Annotated in this window: 17 protein-coding genes; 10 read left to right on the top strand and 7 right to left on the bottom strand. The window is 68.3% G+C overall.

Features of this window, described 5'->3' with window-relative positions:
- The first annotated feature begins 83 nt into the window (after nucleotides 1-83).
- The 4 genes from V2S85_RS03715 to V2S85_RS03700 are packed head-to-tail and all read left to right on the top strand — an operon-like array spanning nucleotide 84 to nucleotide 4,730.
- Nucleotides 84-1,106, top strand: coding sequence for a 2-oxoadipate dioxygenase/decarboxylase family protein (locus tag V2S85_RS03715; RefSeq protein ID WP_330701523.1), 1,023 nt, complete (start codon nucleotides 84-86; stop codon nucleotides 1,104-1,106).
- On the top strand, nucleotides 1,103-2,518 hold the full coding sequence (locus V2S85_RS03710) for an FAD-binding oxidoreductase (protein ID WP_330701522.1): 1,416 nt from the start codon (nucleotides 1,103-1,105) through the stop codon (nucleotides 2,516-2,518). Before V2S85_RS03715 ends, V2S85_RS03710 begins: the two co-directional genes overlap by 4 nt.
- Before the next feature lie 8 nt (nucleotides 2,519-2,526).
- Nucleotides 2,527-3,723: an aspartate aminotransferase family protein gene (locus V2S85_RS03705; protein WP_330701521.1), complete on the top strand. Its 1,197-nt coding sequence runs from the start codon at nucleotides 2,527-2,529 to the stop codon at nucleotides 3,721-3,723.
- On the top strand, nucleotides 3,723-4,730 hold the full coding sequence (locus tag V2S85_RS03700) for an arginine N-succinyltransferase (RefSeq protein ID WP_330701520.1): 1,008 nt from the start codon (nucleotides 3,723-3,725) through the stop codon (nucleotides 4,728-4,730). Before V2S85_RS03705 ends, V2S85_RS03700 begins: the two co-directional genes overlap by 1 nt.
- Before the next feature lie 13 nt (nucleotides 4,731-4,743).
- On the opposite strand, the gene V2S85_RS03695 is transcribed toward V2S85_RS03700, so the two are convergent.
- Nucleotides 4,744-5,154, bottom strand: a complete 411-nt coding sequence (locus V2S85_RS03695; protein WP_330701519.1) for a nuclear transport factor 2 family protein — start codon at nucleotides 5,152-5,154, stop codon at nucleotides 4,744-4,746.
- A gap of 117 nt (nucleotides 5,155-5,271) precedes the next feature.
- Between V2S85_RS03695 and V2S85_RS03690 the strand changes: the two genes are divergently transcribed.
- From V2S85_RS03690 to V2S85_RS03680, 3 genes are all read left to right on the top strand, one after another.
- Entirely contained in the window at nucleotides 5,272-6,279 is a 1,008-nt protein-coding gene (locus tag V2S85_RS03690) for an NADP-dependent oxidoreductase (RefSeq protein WP_330701518.1), read from the top strand.
- Between the two features lie 20 nt (nucleotides 6,280-6,299).
- The gene (locus V2S85_RS03685) at nucleotides 6,300-6,650 is read left to right on the top strand and encodes a Rieske (2Fe-2S) protein (protein WP_330701517.1); all 351 of its coding nucleotides are present in this window, start codon (nucleotides 6,300-6,302) and stop codon (nucleotides 6,648-6,650) included.
- A gap of 89 nt (nucleotides 6,651-6,739) precedes the next feature.
- The gene (locus tag V2S85_RS03680; protein WP_330701516.1) at nucleotides 6,740-7,168 is read left to right on the top strand and encodes a nuclear transport factor 2 family protein; all 429 of its coding nucleotides are present in this window, start codon (nucleotides 6,740-6,742) and stop codon (nucleotides 7,166-7,168) included.
- A 138-nt stretch (nucleotides 7,169-7,306) separates the two neighbouring features.
- On the opposite strand, the gene V2S85_RS03675 is transcribed toward V2S85_RS03680, so the two are convergent.
- Together V2S85_RS03675 and V2S85_RS03670 are read right to left on the bottom strand one after the other, a co-directional pair.
- Entirely contained in the window at nucleotides 7,307-9,352 is a 2,046-nt protein-coding gene (locus V2S85_RS03675) for a M13 family metallopeptidase (RefSeq protein WP_330701515.1), read from the bottom strand.
- 264 nt (nucleotides 9,353-9,616) lie between these two features.
- A complete protein-coding gene (locus tag V2S85_RS03670; RefSeq protein WP_330701514.1) occupies nucleotides 9,617-12,058 on the bottom strand; it encodes a TonB-dependent receptor in 2,442 nt (813 codons plus the stop codon).
- Nucleotides 12,059-12,209: 151 nt separating this feature from the next.
- Between V2S85_RS03670 and V2S85_RS03665 the strand changes: the two genes are divergently transcribed.
- Nucleotides 12,210-13,217: an NADP-dependent oxidoreductase gene (locus tag V2S85_RS03665; RefSeq protein WP_330701513.1), complete on the top strand. Its 1,008-nt coding sequence runs from the start codon at nucleotides 12,210-12,212 to the stop codon at nucleotides 13,215-13,217.
- A 3-nt stretch (nucleotides 13,218-13,220) separates the two neighbouring features.
- On the opposite strand, the gene V2S85_RS03660 is transcribed toward V2S85_RS03665, so the two are convergent.
- The 3 genes from V2S85_RS03660 to V2S85_RS03650 all read right to left on the bottom strand — a co-directional run bounded on the left by V2S85_RS03660 (nucleotide 13,221) and on the right by V2S85_RS03650 (nucleotide 16,910).
- On the bottom strand, nucleotides 13,221-13,556 hold the full coding sequence (locus V2S85_RS03660) for a hypothetical protein (protein ID WP_330701634.1): 336 nt from the start codon (nucleotides 13,554-13,556) through the stop codon (nucleotides 13,221-13,223).
- A gap of 173 nt (nucleotides 13,557-13,729) precedes the next feature.
- The gene (locus tag V2S85_RS03655) at nucleotides 13,730-14,494 is read right to left on the bottom strand and encodes a glucose 1-dehydrogenase (protein WP_330701512.1); all 765 of its coding nucleotides are present in this window, start codon (nucleotides 14,492-14,494) and stop codon (nucleotides 13,730-13,732) included.
- A gap of 94 nt (nucleotides 14,495-14,588) precedes the next feature.
- Nucleotides 14,589-16,910: a TonB-dependent receptor gene (locus tag V2S85_RS03650; RefSeq protein WP_330701511.1), complete on the bottom strand. Its 2,322-nt coding sequence runs from the start codon at nucleotides 16,908-16,910 to the stop codon at nucleotides 14,589-14,591.
- Nucleotides 16,911-17,066: 156 nt separating this feature from the next.
- Here V2S85_RS03650 and V2S85_RS03645 point away from each other — a divergent pair, with 156 nt between their 5' ends.
- The gene (locus V2S85_RS03645) at nucleotides 17,067-18,080 is read left to right on the top strand and encodes an NADP-dependent oxidoreductase (RefSeq protein ID WP_330701510.1); all 1,014 of its coding nucleotides are present in this window, start codon (nucleotides 17,067-17,069) and stop codon (nucleotides 18,078-18,080) included.
- The gene (locus tag V2S85_RS03640) at nucleotides 18,077-18,793 is read left to right on the top strand and encodes an SDR family NAD(P)-dependent oxidoreductase (protein WP_330701509.1); all 717 of its coding nucleotides are present in this window, start codon (nucleotides 18,077-18,079) and stop codon (nucleotides 18,791-18,793) included. Before V2S85_RS03645 ends, V2S85_RS03640 begins: the two co-directional genes overlap by 4 nt.
- Before the next feature lie 382 nt (nucleotides 18,794-19,175).
- On the opposite strand, the gene V2S85_RS03635 is transcribed toward V2S85_RS03640, so the two are convergent.
- Entirely contained in the window at nucleotides 19,176-19,937 is a 762-nt protein-coding gene (locus V2S85_RS03635; protein ID WP_330701508.1) for an SDR family NAD(P)-dependent oxidoreductase, read from the bottom strand.
- Nucleotides 19,938-19,956: the final 19 nt, after the last annotated feature.

Here is a 19,956-nt window from a genome sequence, read left to right as displayed (position 1 = left end):
CTGCAGATGATCCAAATCCATTTCGGGATGGCGGTCATAATGCCATATATTCGCATATCGCGTCCTTGACGAGATGCCCTGTAATGATCGTTCAGAATGAATGTGTCGCCCATGCCCTGGCCGCGACGGTGCTTGGCGAAGGGCGCGCGGCGGGTATCGCCGGCGTGCTCGAACCGATGGTGCCGGTCGCGGCGAGCGACGGGCAGGGCGTGTCGCGCGCGGACTTCGCGGCGGCGCTCAACTTCGTTCTCTTCGCCGACCTGCTGGAGCGCGTACCGAGCGGTGCCGGGTACGTCGCCGAGGTGCGCGCGGCGCAGGGCACCGTCTGCTTCGATCACGGCGCCATCCGCACGATCCGTTTCGCCGAGGGCAGCACCGGCGCGCTGCCGGCGGGCGAGCTGGCCTTCCGCCGCATCCTGGAGCCGCTGGGTTACGAGGAAGCGGCGATCTATCCGCTGCCCGCGCTGCGCATGACCGGGCGCGCCTATCGCCACCGCGACTTCCCGGAGACGATCCCGCAGTTCTTCGTCAGCGAACTGCATGTCGAGGAATTCGACGCCGATTTCGCTGAAGTGGCGGCGCGGGTCTTCGGCTCCTCGCGCGATCCGCTCGATGCGGCGGCGCAGGCCGCGCTCGCGCGCTTCGCGGCGGGGCAGGCGCTGTCCTTCGCGGAGGCCGCGCGCGTCCTATCCACGTTCGTCGAGGCGTTTGGCCGCCAGCACGACACGCCCACGCTCGCCGATTACGAGGCGCTGAAGATCGCCTCGAAGGAAGCCGCCTGGATCGCCACCGAGGGCAATGCCTTCAATCACGCGACCGACCGGGTGCCGAACGTCGTCGATCTGGCCGACGGGCAGAAGGCGATGGGGCGGCCGATGAAGGAGAAGGTCGAATTCTCGCGCACCGGCCGCGTGCGCCAGACCGCGTACCGCGCCGACATGGTCGAGCGGACTTTCGCCGTGCCCGGCGGCGAGGTGCGGATCATGGTTCCCGGCTCGTTCTACGAGTTCATCAGCCGCGATGTGGACCCGGAGAGCGGCTGCCTCGACCTGTCGTTCGACAGCGGCAATGCCACCGGCATCTTCCACATGACCAAGACGGCATGAGCGACCGGCCTGCCCGCTTGCTGCCCCGGCTGGAGGCGATCGTCGGCGCGGGACAAGTGCTCACCGCGCCGGACGATGTCGCCGGCTATCGCAGCGACGGGCGAGGGGCGGGCGGCGGCGTGCCGCTGGCGGTGGTGCGCCCGGCCACGGCGGATGAGGTTTCGGCGCTGGTGCGGCTGGCGGCGGCCGAGGGTGTGCGGCTGGTGGTGCAGGGCGCCCGTACCGGCCTTGCCGGGGCCGGGCTGGCCGGCGAGGAAGACCTGGTCGTCAATCTCGACCGGCTGTCGCGGCGGATCGCGATCGATCCGGTCAACCGCAGCGCCACGGTGGATGCGGGCGTGCGTCTCTCCGCGCTCAACGCGGCGGCGGCGGAGCACGGGCTGTTCTTCCCGATCGATCTCGGCGCCGATCCCTCGCTCGGCGGCATGGTCGCGGCCAATACCGGCGGCGCGCGGCTGCTGCGCTATGGTGACGTGCGCGCCAACCTGATGGCGCTCGACGTGGTCATGGCCGATGCCGAGGGCACGCGCCTGACGCTCGGCGCGCCGCTGTGGAAGAACAACACCGGGCTGGATCTGAAGCAGCTGCTGGTGGGCAGCGGCGGGTCGATGGGGATCGTCACGCAAGTGACGGTGGCACTGCAGCCGCTTGCCGCCGTGCAACTGACGGCGATGGTCGCCTTGCGCGATCCCGGTGCCGCCGTGGACCTGCTGGGCGCCGTCGAGAGCGGCCTTGGCACCCTTCTGTCGGCCTTCGAGGGGATCGGCCCGGCGGCGCTCGAGGCCGCGCTCGGCCATGTGCCGGGCCTGCGCGCGCCCTTCGCGCAAGTCCCGCCTTACGCGGTGCTGCTGGAAATCTCGGCAGGCGCGATGTTCGAGGCGGAGTGGTTGGAGGAGCGGCTGGCCAACCTCCTCGCCCCGCTGATGGAGGGCGAGGATGCGCCCATCATCGACGTCGCGATCGACCACCGGGACGGCCTCTGGCACATCCGCCATGCCGTGCCCGAGGGCCTGCGCGCGAGCGGCACCGTGGTCGCCTGCGACATCGCGCTGAAGCGCGGCGACGTCATGCGCTTTCGCGAGGACATGGCCGCGCGCCTCGCCGCCGCAGTCCCCGCGCTGGTGCCGCACGATTTCGGCCACATCGGCGACGGTGGCCTGCACTACAACTGCGTCTGGCCCAGGGCCGCCGGGCCGGTCGATGTCGCGGCGGTGGAGCGGGCGCGGGCGATCATCTTCGATGCCGTCGTCCGCGAATACGGCGGCAGCTTCAGCGCCGAGCACGGCATTGGCCCGCGCAACATCGCCCATTACCCGCGCTTCGTGCCCGCCCCGGTGCGGCGGCTGGCGGGTGCGGTGCAACGCCTTTTCGCGCCCGTCCCCGGCGGGCGCATAGACTTTGGAATGGAGTAGCCCAGCACATGTCGAACGAACTGATGGCGGTCTACAACCGCGCGCCCGTCGAAGTGGAACGCGGTGAAGGCATGTGGCTCCACGCCGCCGACCGGCGCGTGTTCCTGGACTGCGTGCAGGGCATCGCCACCAACGGCCTTGGCCACGCGCACCCTGCGCTCGTCACCGCGCTGACCGAACAGGCGGGCAAGCTGTGGCACGTCTCCAACATCTTCCGCATTCCGGGGCAGGAGGAACTGGCGCGCAAGCTGACCGGCAGCTCGTTCGCCGACGTGGTGTTCTTCGCCAATTCGGGCACCGAGGCGATCGAATGCGCACTCAAGGCCGCGCGGCGCCACCATGCCGTCAACGGCCGGCCGGAACGCATCGACATCTTCGGCTTCGCGGGATCGTTCCACGGACGCAGCTACGCGGCGGTCAATGCCTCGGGCAATCCGTCCTACCTCGATGGCTTCGGGCCGCGCCTGCCCGGCTACGAGCAGCTGACGATCGACGACATGGACGCGATCGAGGCGGCGATCCGCCGCCCGACCGCCGCCGCCGTGGTGGTCGAGCCGGTGCAGGGCGAGGGCGGCGCCCGCGCGCTCGACGAAGCCTGGCTGCGCCGGGTGCGCCAGCTCTGCGACGAGACCGGCACGCTGCTGATCTTCGACGAAGTGCAGTGCGGCATGGGCCGCACCGGCAAGCTGTTCGCGCACCAGTGGTTCGAGGGGCTGGCGCCCGACATCATGGCGCTGGCGAAGGCGCTGGGCAGCGGCTTCCCGGTCGGCGCCTGCCTTGCCAGCGCGAAGGCGGCGGACGGCATGACGGTGGGCGTCCACGGCACCACCTTCGGCGGCAACCCGCTGGCGATGGCGGTGGCCGGCGCGGCCTTCGACCTGATTGCGGCCGAGGAGACGCTGGCCAATGTGCAGGCGGTTTCCGCGTATTTCAAAGCCCGGCTGGGCGAACTCGTCGCCCGCTATCCCGACATTGCCGTGGACGTGCGCGGCAAGGGGCTGCTGATCGGCGTCAGGCTGGTCACCGACAACCGCGAGATGATGGCCACCGCGCGCGACCACGGCCTGCTGATCGCGGGCGGCGGCGAGAACTGCGTGCGCCTGCTGCCCTCGCTGCTCGTCACCCGCGCGGAAGCGGACGAGGCGGTCGTGCGCCTCGAAGCCGCCTTCGCCGCCACGCGCGCCTCGCTGCAGAAGGCGGCCTGATGCTCGTCGTGCGTCAGGCGGGGCCCGCCGACATCGACGTGCTGATGGAACTGGCGTACCTCTCCGGCCGGGGCTTCACCAGCCTGCCGGAGGACCGCGCCGTGCTGTCGACACGCCTCGCGCTGTCGCAGGCCAGCTTCGCCGCCGAAGTGCCCGCGCGCGAGGCGTGGTATGTCCTGATGCTCGAGAATATCGCGAGTGGGCAGGTCGAGGGCGTGGCGGCGGTGAAGGGCGGGGTCGGCATCCAGCGCCCGCACTTCTCGTTCCGCGTGGTGACGATGGAGCAGTATTCCTCGGCCACCCAGACGCGCTTCGACCACAAGGCGCTGGTGCTGGTGAACGAGTGCGGCGAATGCTCGGAAGTCGGCTCGCTGTTCCTGCGGCCCGGCAAGCGGCAGAGCGGGGCGGGATCGCTGCTCGCCCGCTCGCGCTACCTGCTGATCGGCGCCGCGCGCGAGCGGTTCTGCGATACGGTGATGGCCGAACTGCGCGGCTGGTTCGACGAGGCCGACGACAGCCCGTTCTGGGACGGCATCGCCAGCAAGTTCTTCCGCCTGCCCTTCGAGGATGCGGACCGCATGATAACCTCCACCGACGGCCAGTTCATCCGCGACCTCGCCCCGCGCCATCCGATCTATCTCGAACTGGTGGACGACGGCGCGCGCAAGGCGATCGGCGCGGTGCACCGGCACGGCGTTCCGGCGAAGCGGATGCTGGAAGCGGAGGGCTTTCGCCATTCCGGGCTCGTCGACATCTTCGACGGCGGCCCGACGATGACCGCCCCGCGCGATGCCATCCGCACGCTGGCGCAGGCCCGCACCCTGCCGCTGCGCATCGGCGACGTCCCGGACGGGGCCGAGCCCGTGCTCGTCTCCACCGCCGCCATCGCCGGGTTCCGGGCGACCCGCGCGGCGGTGCGGATCGCGGGCGACCATGCCCTCGTTTCACCGGCCACCGCCGCCCTGCTCGGTCTGGCCGAGGGCGCGGCGGTTCAGGTGAGCGGCTGAAGCGGCCCTGCTGTCAGGCGGTTTCGGCCTTGGCCGCCGCCGCCGCGACGAAAGGCGCCGGGTCGTAGTAGTACGGCTTGATCTCGGTGCACAGGCCGTCCCGGAAGCGGAACATCTCGCAGACTTGCGCGGGGGGAAGGGCGGGATCGGCGAAGCGCATTTCCAGCACCGCGATCGCGCTGTCGGTGCCGACCAGCAGGTCGGTCCGTTCCAGCCCGACGACATCGACCATGCCCATCACCTTGCCGAACAGATCCTGCAGTCCGGTCTTGCCGCGATAGGCGCCCGCCATCGGCAGGGCATCGGATTCGTGAGCGACGAAGTCGTCGGCCAGCATCGCATTCGCCGTCTCCCAGTCACCCGCCCCGGCTGCGGCGTAGAGCCGATCGACGAGGTCGGTGATTGCCTGCGGGGTCATGCTCATCGGTCCTGCTCCGTGCCGTATCTGTTTGGCGCGGAGTTTGACCATAGGCGCGCCCGGCGCAAACCTAGCGTTTAGACCAGCCTTTCGCGGCGGCCCGGCGCGGGTAAGCAGGCAGGCATGGGAAAGGCAAGACAGATAGTATTGGCGCGGCGCCCGCAGGGCATGCCGGTGCCCGAGGATTTCCGACTGGCCGAGACGGACATGCCCGTCCCCGGACCCGGCGAGTTCGTGGTGGCGATGCGGGTCGGCTCGGTCGATCCGGCGATCCGGGGCTTCCTCGACGACCGGCCCAGCTACATCGAGCCGGTCGCGCTGGGCGCGCCGATCAACGGCATGTCGCTGGGCGAGGTGGTGGAGTCCAACAACCCCGACTATCCGGTCGGCACGCTGGTAAGGGCTTTCGCGACCTGGCAGGACCATTACCTGCTTTCGGGTGAGAGCTGGGGACTCGAGAAGGTGCATCGCCAGCCCGGCACCGAACTCCATCACTACATGGGCGCGCTGGGGCCGGTGGGGCTCACCGCCTGGGTCGGCCTGTTCGCGGTGGGCGAGGCGAAGCCGGGCGAGACGGTGGTGGTCAGCGCGGCGGCGGGCGCCACGGGCTCTACGGTCGGGCAGATCGCCAGGGCCCGGGGCTGCAAGGTCATCGGGCTGGTGGGATCGGCCGACAAGGCCGAGGTCATCCGCGATCTCGGCTTCGACGCGGCGATCGACTACCGCGCCACGCCCGACATCGCCGCCGAGATCGCCCGGGCCGCGCCGGAGGGCGTGGACGTCTACTTCGACAACGTCGGCGGCGAGATGCTGGAGGCGATCCTGCCGCTGATGCGTCTCCACGGGCGCGTCGCGGTGTGCGGCATGATCGGCCAGTACAACGATGCCGACCATCCCCACGGCGTGAAGACGCTGTGGCAGCTGGTGGTCAACCGGATCAGGATGCAGGGCTTCATCACTTACGACTACCCGCACGTCCTGGCGCAGGCGCAGGCCGAGCTGGACCAGTGGGTGGCCGAGGGCAAGCTGCGCCCGCTCGCCAACGTGCGCGACGGGTTCGAGACCCTGCCCGCCGCCTTCATCGACCTCATGTCCGGCCGCACCATCGGCAAGACGCTGGTGCGCATCTGAGCAGGGATATCATGGCAACCATGAGCGAAACCTTCCACCCCGTCATCGCCGAGGCCGAATTTCCCGAGGAGGGCAAGGCCGCGATCCGGCTCGGCGGCTGGAGCGTGCTGGTCGTCCGGGTCGAGGACGGCTTCCGCGCCGTCAACGACCGCTGCACCCATCAGGCGGCGCTGCTCTCGCCCGGCCGCGTCCGGCGCGGGGCGATCATGTGCCCGCTGCACGGCGCCCGCTTCGAGGCGGCGACCGGCCGCTGCATCGGCGGCGCTTACGCGGACCTGCGGACTTTCCCTTTGCGGATCGAGGGCGGGATGATCGAGGTCGCCGTGCCGGACGAAGCGCCGGGGCCGAACGAACGGCCGGTGGGCGTCTGAATACGATGGCCATAACTCGCACAAGCCATAGTTTCGCCGTGCGGGGCAGGGGCTAGCCTGCTGCGGAAACGACATGGGAGAATGCTGAGATGCCCTTCACCGGCCCCTTCGAGGACCGCCTCGCCATCCGCGAGTTGCTGGAGACTTACGCCGACGCGGTGACGCGCCGCGATGCCCGGGACTGGGGCGCGACCTGGGCCGAGGATGCGGAATGGTCGCTGCCGGACTATCCCGAACTGGGCACCACCAAGGGCCGCGAGGCGATCGTCGCCATGTGGATCGAGGCGATGAAGGCCTATCCTGGCATCATGTTCGAGGCCTGGCCGGGATCGATCGCGGTGTCCGGCGACACCGCGGTGATGCGCAGCTACACCTCGGAGGTCTACGACCAGGACGGCGTGACCATGCGCGACCGCGGGGTCTACGAGGATACTTGCGTCAGGATCGACGGGCAGTGGCTGTTCAAGAGCCGCTCGTTCCGCAACATCCACCGCCAGCACGCCCCGCGCGGGGTCTGACAGGCCAGGCCGTCATCCCGTCCCCAAACCTTCGTCATTGGGAGCTTCGCTCGCAATGACGAACGGTGGTTCAAGCCCATGGAAGATGGCCCGCGGTCCCGGTACAGGCCGGGATGACGCGGAGCCATCGTCATCACCTCACCACAGCTTCACGCGCTTTTCCGGCGGCAGGTAGAGCGCGTCGCCGGGCTTGATGTCGAACGCCTTGTACCAGGCATCGACGTTGCGCACGGTCAGCGCGCGATACCGGCCCGGCGCATGGGCGTTGCCGATCACCTGCCGGCGTAGCGCCCCCTCGCGGGTCTTGTCGGCCCAGCTCTGGGCGAAGGCGATGAAGAAGCGCTGGTCGCCGGTATAACCGTCGATCACCGGCAGTTCCTTGCCGCCCAGCGCCTCGCGGTAGGCGTCGTAGGCCGCCGCGAGGCCGGCCACGTCGGCGCCGTTCTCGCCCAGTTCAAGCTCGCCGTTGAGATGCAGGTCGGGGAACGGCCGGTAGGCGTCGTACTGCGCCACCAGCGCCTTGGTCTGGACCTTGAAGTGGTCGAGGTCTTCCTTGGTCCACCAGTCGCGCAGGATGCCGTTGCCATCCACCGCCGCGCCGCTGGCGTCGAAGCTGTGGCTGATCTCGTGGCCGATCACCGCGCCGATCGCGCCGTAGTTGGCGGCAAGGTCGGCCGCCGGATCGAAGAACGGCTTCTGCAGGATCGCGGCGGGGAAGTTCAGCGCGTTCTGCACCGGCAGGTTCACCGCGTTGACCAGCTGCGGGGTCATCCACCACTCGCCCCGGTCCTGCGGCTTGCCGAGCTTCGAGAGCTGCTGCAGCGTATAGCCCCGGATCGCCGACATGCGGTTGGCGTAAGCCTGCCCTGGCTTGATGACGATCATAGAGGTGTCGGGCCAGACGTCCGGATAGCCGACGCTGACGACCATGCCTTCCAGCTTGGCGCGCGCTTCCTTGCGGGTGGCGGGGCTCATCCAGTCGAGCGCGTCGATGCGGCGGGCGAAGGCATGCTTGATGCGGGTCGACATGTCCTCGACCTGCGCCTTGGCCTCGGGCGGGAAGTATTCGCGCACGTAGAGCTTGCCGAAGGGCATGCCGAGGTCGGTATTGACCGAGGACAGCGCCCGCTTCTCCCGCGTGCGCTGCTGCGGGGTGCCCGACAGGGTGGTGTCGAAGAAGGCGAAGTGCAGCGCGTCGAACTTCGTGGGCAGCACGTCGGTCTGTGCGTTGATGCGGTGGAACGCCAGCCAGTCCTTCCACGCGTCCAGCGGCTCGGAGCCGACGAGGGCGGCAAGGCCGGTGACGGCGCCGGGGCTGTAGACGTCGAAGGTCTGCTGGCGCGGCATGCGTGCGGCATCGAACCAGGCGTTCCAGTCCATGCCGGGGGCCTTGGCGGCGAAGTCCGCGCGCGACCACAGCGTGCCGCCGGTGGTGAAGTCGGCGGTCTCGGCCTTGCTCGGGTGCGCGTGCGCGATCCTGGTTTCGAGCGCGACGATGCGTGCGGCGCGGACCTCGGGCTGGTCGATGCCGGCAAGGCGCAGCAGGTCGGCGATGTACTTCGCGTAGTCGGCGCGGATCTTGGCCATGCGCGGCTCGGCCGACAGGTAGTATTCGCGGTCGGGCAGGGCGATGCCGCCCTGGAACAGGTAAGGCACCACCTCGTCGCTCTTGAGCGCCTTGGTGATGAACAGGCCGAACAGGTTTTCCGTCGCCATGTCGTTGTTGTTGTTGAACAGGTCGAGGTCGGCCTCGGTCTGCTCGCCCAGCACCCTGACCAGCGCCGCCTTGTCGCGGATCGCGGCGTAGCGCGTCAGGTCGGCCTTGAGCGGGGCGATGCCGAGCCGGTCGATCGCGGCGGTGTCCATGTAGGCGCGCCAGTAGTCGCCGATCCTCGCCTCGTCCGAACCGGGCGCGGGGGTGCTCTTGAGGATCTTGTCGATCAGCGCGGTCTGCTGGCGCTCGGTCTCGTCGGCGGCGACGGTGTGGGCGCCGATGCGGCTGCGGTCGGCGGGGATCTCGGCCCTGGCCAGCCAGGCGCCGGCGGAGAAGAGGTAGAATTCGTCGCCCGGCTTGACCGCCTTGTCCATCGCCGCCTCGTCGATGCCGGCAGGCTGGGAGGTGGCCGCGATCACGGCGGGGGCGGCGCAAAGCAGCAGCGCGGCGAGGATACGGGGGGTCTTCATCGGGCAGTCCTTTCGCGGCGCCGGATAGCTTCGCGCCGGTATGTCATGCCCGTGGACTAGCGCCCTATGGCGGCGCGGCCTACAGAAAAGTTGCGCTGCGGCGCAACAAATGGGGCGCACAATGAGCGTCATGCCGAGGGGGGCTTGGACAGGCTCAGCCTGAGCGGTGTTGGGACTTTACACCAACCCCGCTCACCCTGAGCGTGTCCAAGGGGCAGCCGCAAGCCCACCGGCCCCGGGGACCGGTGGAGCATGCCGGGCCGTTCAGAACCGCTTGGTCACTTCCACCATGACCGTGCGCGGCAGGGTGCCGAAGCCGAGCTGGTCGGCCTTCAGGCCAGTCACCCCGCCCGAGGCCGAGCCGGTCGAGGGGCCGTCGACCACGCCGGTCACGTAGAAGCGGTTGGTCAGGTTCTTGCCGATCAGCGCCAGCACCCAGTTGTCGTCCTCCGCTCCGAAGCGCAGGCCGGCGTCGAGCGTTACGTACTTGCCCTGGCGCGACAGCGGGTTGCCGAAGCCCGAGGCGAGGTAGCTGCCCGAATACTTGGCATCGACGTTGAAGCCTAGCTTGTTGGCCGAGCCGACCGACATCTCGTAGTTCATGCCGAGGTTGCCGGTCCAGTTCGGGGCGACCGAGAGCGGCGCGCCGGACAGGTCCTGGCGGGTGTTGCCGGCAAGGTTGCAGCCCTCGGCCTGGGTTTCACCGGCATAGCACGGCGCCAGCGGGAAGCTGGTGTAGCGCGCCTTGTCGTAGTTGATCGAGCCGTGCAGGTCGAGGCCCGGGACCGCGTGCGGCGCGAACTGGAACTCCACCTCGACGCCCTTGGTGCGCGCGTCGGCGGTCAGCGTCTGGAACGCGAAGATCGGCGAGTTGAAGAAGTCGACCTGCAAGTCCTTGTACTTGTAGGTGAAGGCGGTGACGTTGAAGCGCAGCTGGTGGTCCAGCAGGGTGGACTTGAGGCCGATTTCGAAGCCCTGCGCCCGCTCGGGATCGAAGGTCAGGTCGGCCGTGGGATCGCTCGAGAACTTGGAGTTGATGCCGCCGTTCGAGAACCCGCCCGACTTGTAGGCGGTCTTGTAGGCGCCGTAGACCATGAAGTCGGGCGTCGCCTTCCAGGTCAGCGTGGCTTCGGGCGACCAGTTGGTGAAGTGCTGGCGCGCGGTGACGACGCCGAGGCCGTCGGGGTCGTTCTGGTCGCGGAAGATGCCGGTCAGCAGCGGGTTGTTGTAGAACTGGGTAAAGTAGCTGTTCTTGGTCTCGTCGGTGTAGCGCACGCCGCCGGCCAGTTCGAGGTCGGGCAGGATCTTGTAGGTCGCCTGGCCGAACACGGCCATCGTCTCGCCCTTGGTGAAGCTGGTCTTGGCGGTGGCGACCGATTCCAGGCCCTCGGGCGCGTCGGAGTTGGAGACGGCACCGGTGATGACGTACTGCTCGAAGTCACGCCGGGTCTTCTGGTAGAGCATGCCCACCATCATGTTGAACGGCCCGTCGAACTGGGTAAGCGCGCGCAGTTCCTGGCTGAACGCCTTCCATGAAGAGTTCTCGGTCGCCCAGTTGGCGCCGGACCCGGACTGGAAATCGCAGGCGCAGGCCCAGCGGTTGTTGTTCCACTGGTAGTTGGTGACCGAGGAGAGCTGCAGTTCGTCGGTGTTGTACGTCACGTTGAGCGTGCCGCCGGCGGAGCGATAGCGGTTGTACAGCGAACCGTCGCTCTTGGCGTAGGGGAAGTTCGCGGCGATGTCGGCGGGCATGTTGTTCTGGTAGGTGACGAAGTGCTTGCCGCAGGATTCGCCCGTGAGCTGCGAGGTCGAGCCGTTGCCGCAAGCGAAGGCGACGTAGTTCCACGAGGAGTTGTTGACGTCGCTGCGGTCCATGCTGCCCTTGAGGCTGACCGTCAGGTTGTCGGTCGGCTCCCATTTCAGGGTGGCGCGGCCGAGGAATTCCTCCTCGCCCGGCGCCTTGCGGTCGGCCGGGGTGGCGAGGTGCGCGGTCGAGGTTCCGGTGGCGGCGTCGTAATCGGTATACGTGACGTCGTCGGCCTCGTTGCGGTAGTAGCCACCGTCCATCTTGGAGTAGCGCGCGGCGATGCGGTAGCCCAGCGTATCGGTCAGCGGGCCCGAGGCGTAACCCTCGATGCGGTACTGCTGCGCCTTGAACTCGTAGCCGCCCTTGATCATGAACTCGGGCTTGTCGGTGGGGTCGGCGGAAGTGATCGAGATCACGCCGGCAGTGGCGTTCTTGCCGAAGAACAGCGCCTGCGGGCCCTTCAGAACCTCGACGCGGGCAAGATCGAAGAAGCCCTCGTTGATGACGCGGCCCTGGCCGTAGTAGGCGCCGTCGACGACGACCGCGACCGACTGCTCGATGCCGATCGAGGTCGAGGACGAGCCGATCCCGCGCAAGGTGAGCTGCGCGCCCGAACCGTTGGAGGCGCGGCCGACGCTGAACTGCGGGGCGATCGCGGTGATCTTCTCGACGCTGGTGACGTCGCGCGTGGCGATCTGCGCGGCGGTGATCGCGGTGACGGCGACGGGCACGTCCTGCGCGGTCTCCTGCCGCTTGCGCGCGGTGACGATGATGTCGTTGAGGCCGCCTTGCTGCTGCGCGGCGTCGTCCTGCGCGGCGGGTGCCTCCTGCGCGAAGGCAGGGGCGGCGATGATCGCGAACATGCTGGATGCCAGCAGGACGGATTTGTGGCGGTGCATTTCAGAAACCTCCCGTGTAATCGTTCTTTCCTCCAGCCTAGCGGGGGCATCCGGAGAGCAGGCCTGTGCAAACGGATAGCCCTAACAGTTTGGACAGGTGGCCTGCGGGCAAGCGGGCGCGAGGGTGCGCGCCACTGGAGAGGAGACCGAATTGACGCGCTGCCGTTTCTGGCGACTGGACCGCCACCCCGAGGGCAATACCGATTTCGCCCGCTTCCTCAGCCTGCAGGAGGAGAATTGCCTGCCGCTCGCCGAGGGCGAAGTGCGCATCGCGGTCGAATGGCTGTCGATGGATGCGGGCACGCGCATGTGGATGAGCCCGCGCACCGATGGCTACCAGCCGCCGCTGCCGCTGGGCGCGAAGATGGTCGGGCTGGTGCTCGGCCGGGTGATCGAGAGCAGGGATGCCGCCTATCCGGTCGGCGTGCTGGTGCGCGGCTTCGGGCAGTGGGCCGATATCGCCACCGTGGTTCCGGCGCTGACCGGGCTGGAAGTGGTGGACGAGACGGTCACCGATCCGCGCCAGCATTTCGGCGCGCTCGGCATGAATGCCTGGACTGCTTACGTCGGCGTGAAGGAAGTCGCCGCGGTGAAGCCGGGCGAGTGGCTGGTGGTCTCGGCGGCGGCGGGGGCGACCGGGAGCCTCGCCTGCCAGGTCGGCCGCAACCTCGGCGCGAAAGTCGTCGGCATTGCCGGCGGCGCGGACAAGTGCCGCTACCTGCTGGACGAGATCGGCGTGGACATGGCGATCGACTATCGGGGCGAGGACGTCGCCGCGCGGCTGGCCGAAGTGCCCGGCGGGGTCAATGCGTTCTTCGACAACGTCGGCGGCCCGATCCTCGACGCGGTGCTGGGCACCATGGCGCATTACGGCCGTGTCGCGGTCTGCGGCATGGTCGCGGGCTACGACAGTGATGCGCCGATGCCGGGCCCGGCGAAATTCGATCAGGTGCTGATGCGGCGCCTGCGGATCGAGGGCTTCTTCATCCCCGACTTCCTCCACCGCGGCGCCGAATTCATGCCGCAGCTGCGCCAATGGCTCGACGCCGGGACGCTGGCGGTGCGCTTCGACGAGACCGCCGGGCTGGAGAACGTGCTCACCGCCTACGAGCGGATGCTGACGGGTCGCAACATCGGCAAGGTGGTGGTGCGGCTGTAGCGGTTACGCCGCCAGCCGTTCCAGCCAGGCCTTCGCCTGCTTGGGCTCCCCCACGGATTGCGAATCCACCGGCCCGCGTGCGGCGAGGAATTCCTGCTGCAGTTCGAAGGGCTCCATGAACAGCGTCTCGCGCGCGGCGTCGATCTCCGCGCCCAGTTCGGCGAGGTGGGCGATGACGGGGGCGACGAAGGCGCGCGCGTGGCGATCGGCGTTGTGGTCGAACAGGCCCCACTTGCCGGAGGCGCAGACCTTGAGCGCGGCGACGAGCGCCTCGCGGTATTCGACCTCAAGGTCGGCGCGGTGGGCGTCGAGGCGTTCGAGACGGTCTGCTTTGGCCATGAGCGGGGCGGTAAAGCGCGCCGGGGCGGATCGCAAGCCATTCCTCCCCGCGCTTGCCCGGGGAGGGGGGCGCCGCCGCAGGCGGTGGTGGAGGGGAAGGGCTTTCAGGCTTCCCCTCCGTCAGCCCTGACGGGCTGCCACCTCCCCGAGGCAAGCTCGGGGAGGGATAGGGATCACATCGCGGTCACGCCGCCATCGACCACGAATTCGCAGCCGGTGATGTAGTTCGCCTCGTCGCTGGCGAGGAACAGGTTCATGTTGGCGATGTCCAGCGGCGTGCCCATGCGCTTCATCGGGATGCCGCCGACGATCTCCTTGAAGCCTTCCGGGTTGTCGCGGCGGGCGACGTCCTGCATCGCCGTCTCGATCATGCCCGGGTGGACCGAGTTGCAGCGGATCTCCTGGGCTGCGCATTCCATCGCCACCACCTTGGAGAACACGCGCACGCCGCCCTTGGCTGCGGCATAGGCGCCGCACATCGGCACCCCGACCAGCCCGCCGATCGACGAGAGGTTCACGATCGAGCCGCCCTGGCCGACCTTGCGCATCAGCGCGACGGCGCGCTGGGTGCCGTAGAACACGCTGTCGAGGCAGACCTTGTTCTGCTTTTCCCAGTCGGCGGCAGTGAGTTGCTCCAGCGGCTTGAGCACGGCGATGCCGGCGTTGTTGACCAGCACGTCGAGCCGGCCGTGGCCCTGCTCGATGGCGGCGAACAACTCGTCCCACGATGCTTCGCTGGTGACGTCCTGCGCGCGGGCCTCGGCCTGGCCACCGTCCTCGCGGATCGCGGCGGCGACGCCCTCGGCGTCTTCCAGCCGAAGGTCGGTGACGTAGACGAAGGCCCCTTCCTGTGCGAAGCGCTGCGCGGTCGCGGCGCCGAGACCGCGCGCGTTGCCCGCGCCGGTTACCAGAGTGATCTTGCCTTCGAGACGGCCCATCGTACTTGCTCCATCAAAACTGGGGGTGTCCGGCAGGGGAAATGCCGAACACCCCGGATTGTGCCCCCCGATCGAGCCAGGGGGCTGATAAAAATCAGAATTTCACGCCGACCGTGGCGCCGTAAGTGCGCGGTTCGAGCGCCATGCCGAACGAGAACAGCCCGGCGACGGTGAACGCGTGCGTGGTCGTCTTCTCGTTCGCCAGGTTGCGGCCGAAGACGCGGAAGTAGGCTTCCTTGTCGCCGATATCGAAGTTGAAGGTCAGGCTGGCGTCGACGAGATCCTGCGTGGTGGTGCGCACGCGCGCGTCGTTGCCGTTGACGGTCACTTCGGTCACTTCGCCCGCGCCGTTGGTGGTGGTGGTCAGCGGCCCTTGCGAGATCTGCTCGTCGTAGGGGCTGATGTGGCGCCAGCCCGCCGTCGCCACGATCTTGCCGAAGCTGGTCGGCACTTCGTAGTCGGCATTGATCGAGCCGGTGAACTTGGGCGCGTAGATCAGGCGGTTGGCCGAGTAGTTGTACGGCACCAGCCCCGTGCCGCAGTCGTTGGTGGCCACGGTTCCGGCGGCATAGGCGCCGCAGGTCACGAAGTTGCGGAAGTGCGACTTCATGTAGGCGGTCGAGGCGGTGATGCGCAGCTGCGAGGTGATGCGCAGCGTGGCGTCGGCCTCGATGCCCTTGATGAGCGCGCCGCCCGGTACGTTGCCGGTGATCGTCTGGTTGCCCAGCGGACCGCCCGGCACCGTCAGGTTCTGCTGCATGTTCTTGTAGTCGGACACGTAGCCGGCGACGTTGAGTTCCAGCTTGCGGTCGAACATCGCCAGCTTCGCGCCCAGTTCGTAGGCGTCCACCGTCTCGGGCTGGAACGGCGTGCTGGCGGTGGCGGCGGTGGCGGCGCGCGGGCTGAACCCGCCCGAGCGGTAGCCGCGCGACCAGCTGGCGTAGAGCATGACGTCGCCGCTCGGGCGATAGTCGATGCCGACCTTGGGCGTGAACTTGGTAAAGTTCGCATCGCCGGTGCCGATCAGGCCCTGGGTGGCGAAGCTGTTGGTCAGCTTCTTGTTGTCATGGCTCCAGCGGCCGCCGAACGAGAGGCGCCACTTGTCGGCGAAGGCCCAGTTGAAGTCGCCGAAGAAGGCGTAGCTGGTGGTCTTGCCGAGGTTGGTCTGCGCATCCTGGTCGAACTCCATCGGCGGCACCGAGGGATCGAAGCCGAAGAAGCGCGTCCACTGCGTCAGGCTGTACTTGGAGTGGAAGTAGTAGCCGCCCACCACATAGTCGAACCCGGTGAACAGGTTACCGGCGGCGCGCAGCTCCTGGCTCCACTGCGTGTACTTCTGGCGGCGATCGACGTAGTAGAGATCGCTGGAAGACCCGTCGAAATCCTGGGTCTGCGCTTCCTTGCTGTGGCGCCAGCCGGTGATCGAGCTGAGCTTGATCTCGCCCAGGTCGTAGTTCATCTGCAGCGTGGCGTTGGGTGCGCGGTACTTGCTCTTCGCGGGCAGGGTGAACACCGTGTAGAGGTCGGTGGTGTTGTTGCGGCCGCATTCGTTGGCGGGGATCAACCCGCAGAACAGCTCGGTGCTGTTGGTCAGGTTGCTGACCACCGGCTCGAAGCTCTGCACCACGTTCTCGACCGATAGCTGCGCGTCGAAGCCCGAACCGGCGGGTTCGAACAGCAGGCTGGCGCCGTAGCTGTCGCCCTTGCTGCCGCCCGCGCTCGTGTCGCGGATGGCGTTGTGGTAGAAACCGTCGGTCTCGTTGTGGAAGTACCAGCCCTTGATGCCCCAGGTCTCGCCGTCGCCGTAGTTGACGATCGCCTTGCCGGCCCAGGTGTTCCAGCGGCCGTACGTGAATTCGACCTTGCCGCCCGGCTCCATCGTCGGCTTGGTGCGGGTGATGTTGATGACCCCGCCGATGGTGTTGGCGCCGAACAGCGTGCCTTGGGGCCCGCGCAGCACTTCGATCTGGGCGATGTCGAAGGCGTCCTGCAACTGGCCGGTGTTGGTGCCGATCGTCACGCCGTCCACCACGACGCCCACCGTCGGGGTCTGCGACTTCTCGATGTCGGCATAAGTCAGGCCGCGGATCGAGATGTTGGCCGCCTGCGCGCCCGAATTCTGCTGGGTGATGAGCAGGCCCGGCGCGGCGCCCTGCAGGTCGCCGATGTTGGCCGAGGCCTTGTTCTCCAGCATCGCGGCGTTGACCGCGGTGATCGCCACCGGGGTCTCCTGCAGCGTTTCCGAGCGGCGGCGGGCCGAGACGATGATTTCGTTCGGGTCCACCGTTGCCGGCGCCGCGACGGGCGCGGCGTCCTGCGCCAGGGCGGGCGCGGAGATACAGGTCAGGGCGCTGGATGCGAGTGCGAGTTTGATGAGCGCGCTACCACGCGCTCCGCGTACAAATGCGGATGCCATCAGATGATCCTCCCGGTGCGGCCGTGAATCTGTGTTGGGCCGTCTTCCGGTGCTCACTATGCATCGGATCGCGGCGCGCCTTACCTGTCGATTTGCACAGGTGCGGGATCGTGTCCGAAATCGGACCACTCGCGTAACCAAGAGGAGATCGATGCCATGGCCGAGAACCGGCGATTCCTGCTCGCGCGCAGGCCTGTGGGTGAGCCCGTAGCGCAAGACTTCACGCTGGTGAGCGAGGCGGTTCCGCCGCCGCCGCCCGGCGGCATCATCGTGCGCAACCACTATGCCTCGCTAGATCCGGCGCAGCGCGGGTGGATGGACGATGCCGAAAGCTACATGCCGCCGATCGCGCTCGGCGATCCCGTGCGGGCGACCACGGTGGGCGTGGTCCATGCCTCCGACAACCCGGACTTCGCGGCGGGGCAATGGGTGATGGGCCTCAATGCGCTGGAGGACTACTCGGTCGCCATGCCGGGCGGGTTCACCCTGCCGATCGACGTGACGGCGGTGGCCTCGCCTTCCAACTTCCTCTCGGCGCTGGGGGCAGTGGGGCTGACCGCCTATTTCGGGCTGACCGAAGTGGCGAAGCCGCAGGCCGGCGAGACGCTGCTGGTCTCCGGCGCGGCGGGCGCGGTGGGTTCGGCGGTGGGCCAGATCGGCCGGATCATGGGTTGCCGCGTGATCGGCATCGCCGGCGGCGCGCAGAAGTGCCGCCGCCTGATCGAGGACTACGGCTTCGACGCGGCGATCGACTACAAGGGCAAGGATCACGCCGCCCTTGTGGCCGAGATCGCGGCGGCGGCGCCGGACGGCGTCGACGTGGTGTTCGAGAACGTCGGCGGCGCGGTGCTGGAGGCGGAAGTCTTCACCCTCGCGCATAACGCCCGCATCGTCCTGTGCGGCCTGATCGCCGAATACAACACGCCCGAAAAGCTGGGCCTGCGCAACCTGTGGCAGATCCTGGCGCGGCGTGCGACGATCCACGGCTTCCTGATCGCCGACTACGCCCACCGCTTCGCCGAGGGCGGCGCGCAAATGGCGCAGTGGCTGGCCGAGGGCAGGCTGCGCGCCGACGAGGACGTGCAGGAGGGGCTGGAGAACGTCTATCCGGCGTTCATGCGCCTGTTCTCGGGCGCGAACACCGGCAAGCTCGTGTTGAAGATCGCATGAGCGGCGGCAAGCTCCAAGGCCGCCGTGCCGTGGTCACCGGGGCGGGATCGGGCATCGGCGCGGCCGTTGCGGCGCGTCTGGCGGCGGACGGGGCGCAAGTCTTCACCGCCGACATCCGGGGCGAGGTCGATTTCGTCGAGGATCTGACCGGCGCCGATGCCAACGCGCGCCTCGTCGCGGCGGCGGTGGAGCGGATGGGCGGGCTCGACGTCGTCGTGCCCTGCGCTGGAATCAGCACGTTCCATGCCCTCGAAGGGCATGACGACGCTTATTTCCAGCGCGTGCTCGACGTGAACCTGATCGCGGTGTTCCGGCTGGTGCGCGAGGCGACGCCGTATCTCAAGGCCCACGGCGCCGGACGGATCGTCACCATCGGCTCGACCACTTCGACTTACGGGGACGAGGGGCTCTGCGCCTACTCCGCTTCCAAGCACGCGGTGCTGGGCCTGACCAAGTCGATCGCCGCCGAACTCGGCCCCTTCGGCGTCACCGCGACATGCGTGCAGCCCGGTGCCATCGACACCCCGATGACCGCGCCCGCCTTTGACCAGATGCCGCAATACCGCACGTTCTGGGAAGGCAAGGCCCCGCTGCGCCGCCTCGGCCAGCCGCGGGACATCGCCGACGTGGTGGCGTTCCTGTGCAGCGAGGACGCGCGGTTCGTCTCCGGCCACGGGTTGTGGGTCGATGGCGGCGCGATGGTGCGGCACTGAGCGTTGGGGGTGACGGTAGCCCTCTCGCCTGAAGGGGAGAGGGCTACCATGTCCTTTCTCGAACAGCGTCATCCCGGCGCATGCCGGGACCGTGGGCAGTCTTTAGAAGCGACCTCGCGGCGGGGTGCCCTTACGAGAACTTTCGCCTCAAGATCTGCCCACGGTCCCGGCATGCGCCGGGATGACGATCGGGCTCTTCTGAACGGCATGGCAACGTCCGCTTTCCTGCACACGGCACGCCTTCGCTGCCATGCGCTCGATGCCCGGCCGTCCGTTACCGCTCGTAAGGTGACACCTCTTCCCTCTGACCTCGCCGCGCGCGCACGCAAAAACGGCGGACCTTTCGGTCCGCCGCTTTTGTCCTGCGAAGGCGCGGGGAATCCTAGAACTGGGTGCGCTTGGTATAGCCGTTGTCGACCACGATGTTGGCGCCGGTCATCGCCTTGCAGGTCGGCGAGACGACGAAGGCGATCGCCTTGGCCAGTTCCTCGCCGGTGGTGAAGCGGCCCGAGGGCATGTTCGCCAGCGTCGCATTGTAGAAGTCGGGAACAGCGTCCTTGATCTTGGGCCAGGGGCCGTCCTCGGTCATGATCGGGCCGGGGGTGAAGCAGTTCACGCGGATGCCTTCCGCCGCCAGCGCCTGCGACAGGGTGGAGGCATAGTTCATCACCGCCGCCTTCAGCGCGTTGTAGGGCTGGACCCCCATGAATTCCTCGACCGCGCCGGTCGAACTGAGGCACACGATCGAGCCGTTGCCGGATTTGGCGAGATAAGGCCGCGCGGCGGCGATGCCGCGGCGCATCGGCAGGATATCCGCCTGCATCACCGCGTCCCAGGCGGCGTCGGTGTCCTCGCCGAGATTGGTCGAGGTGAAGCTGATGAAGATGTCGCAGCCGCCCAGGGCCGCCGCCGCCTTGTCGACGAAGGCGGGAACCGCCTCCACCTGCGTCACGTCGAGCGCCTCGCCGTAGCCCTTGGCCCCGGCTGCCGCGATTTCGGAGAGCACTTTGTCGACCTTGTCCTGCGAGCGGCCGCAGATGGCGATGTCGGCCCCCTCCGCCGCCAGTACATGCGCGACGACGCGGCCGATGCCGCCGTTCGCGCCCACGAGGATGGCCTTGAGGCCCTTCAGTCCGAGATCCATGTCTTGCGCTCCCATGTCT

It is taken from the genome of Novosphingobium resinovorum (assembly GCF_036352595.1).
Lineage (GTDB): Bacteria > Pseudomonadota > Alphaproteobacteria > Sphingomonadales > Sphingomonadaceae > Novosphingobium > Novosphingobium resinovorum_B.
This window is presented reverse-complemented; position numbering and strand designations above follow the sequence as displayed.

Coding starts and splice junctions, on each gene's coding strand:
- V2S85_RS03715 (WP_330701523.1), top strand. CDS start 84: ATGATCGTTCAGAATGAATGTGTCGCCCATGCCCTGGCCGCGACGGTG.
- V2S85_RS03710 (WP_330701522.1), top strand. CDS start 1,103: ATGAGCGACCGGCCTGCCCGCTTGCTGCCCCGGCTGGAGGCGATCGTC.
- V2S85_RS03705 (WP_330701521.1), top strand. CDS start 2,527: ATGTCGAACGAACTGATGGCGGTCTACAACCGCGCGCCCGTCGAAGTG.
- V2S85_RS03700 (WP_330701520.1), top strand. CDS start 3,723: ATGCTCGTCGTGCGTCAGGCGGGGCCCGCCGACATCGACGTGCTGATG.
- V2S85_RS03695 (WP_330701519.1), bottom strand. CDS start 5,154: ATGAGCATGACCCCGCAGGCAATCACCGACCTCGTCGATCGGCTCTAC.
- V2S85_RS03690 (WP_330701518.1), top strand. CDS start 5,272: ATGGGAAAGGCAAGACAGATAGTATTGGCGCGGCGCCCGCAGGGCATG.
- V2S85_RS03685 (WP_330701517.1), top strand. CDS start 6,300: ATGAGCGAAACCTTCCACCCCGTCATCGCCGAGGCCGAATTTCCCGAG.
- V2S85_RS03680 (WP_330701516.1), top strand. CDS start 6,740: ATGCCCTTCACCGGCCCCTTCGAGGACCGCCTCGCCATCCGCGAGTTG.
- V2S85_RS03675 (WP_330701515.1), bottom strand. CDS start 9,352: ATGAAGACCCCCCGTATCCTCGCCGCGCTGCTGCTTTGCGCCGCCCCC.
- V2S85_RS03670 (WP_330701514.1), bottom strand. CDS start 12,058: ATGCACCGCCACAAATCCGTCCTGCTGGCATCCAGCATGTTCGCGATC.
- V2S85_RS03660 (WP_330701634.1), bottom strand. CDS start 13,556: ATGGCCAAAGCAGACCGTCTCGAACGCCTCGACGCCCACCGCGCCGAC.
- V2S85_RS03655 (WP_330701512.1), bottom strand. CDS start 14,494: ATGGGCCGTCTCGAAGGCAAGATCACTCTGGTAACCGGCGCGGGCAAC.
- V2S85_RS03650 (WP_330701511.1), bottom strand. CDS start 16,910: ATGGCATCCGCATTTGTACGCGGAGCGCGTGGTAGCGCGCTCATCAAA.
- V2S85_RS03645 (WP_330701510.1), top strand. CDS start 17,067: ATGGCCGAGAACCGGCGATTCCTGCTCGCGCGCAGGCCTGTGGGTGAG.
- V2S85_RS03640 (WP_330701509.1), top strand. CDS start 18,077: ATGAGCGGCGGCAAGCTCCAAGGCCGCCGTGCCGTGGTCACCGGGGCG.
- V2S85_RS03635 (WP_330701508.1), bottom strand. CDS start 19,937: ATGGATCTCGGACTGAAGGGCCTCAAGGCCATCCTCGTGGGCGCGAAC.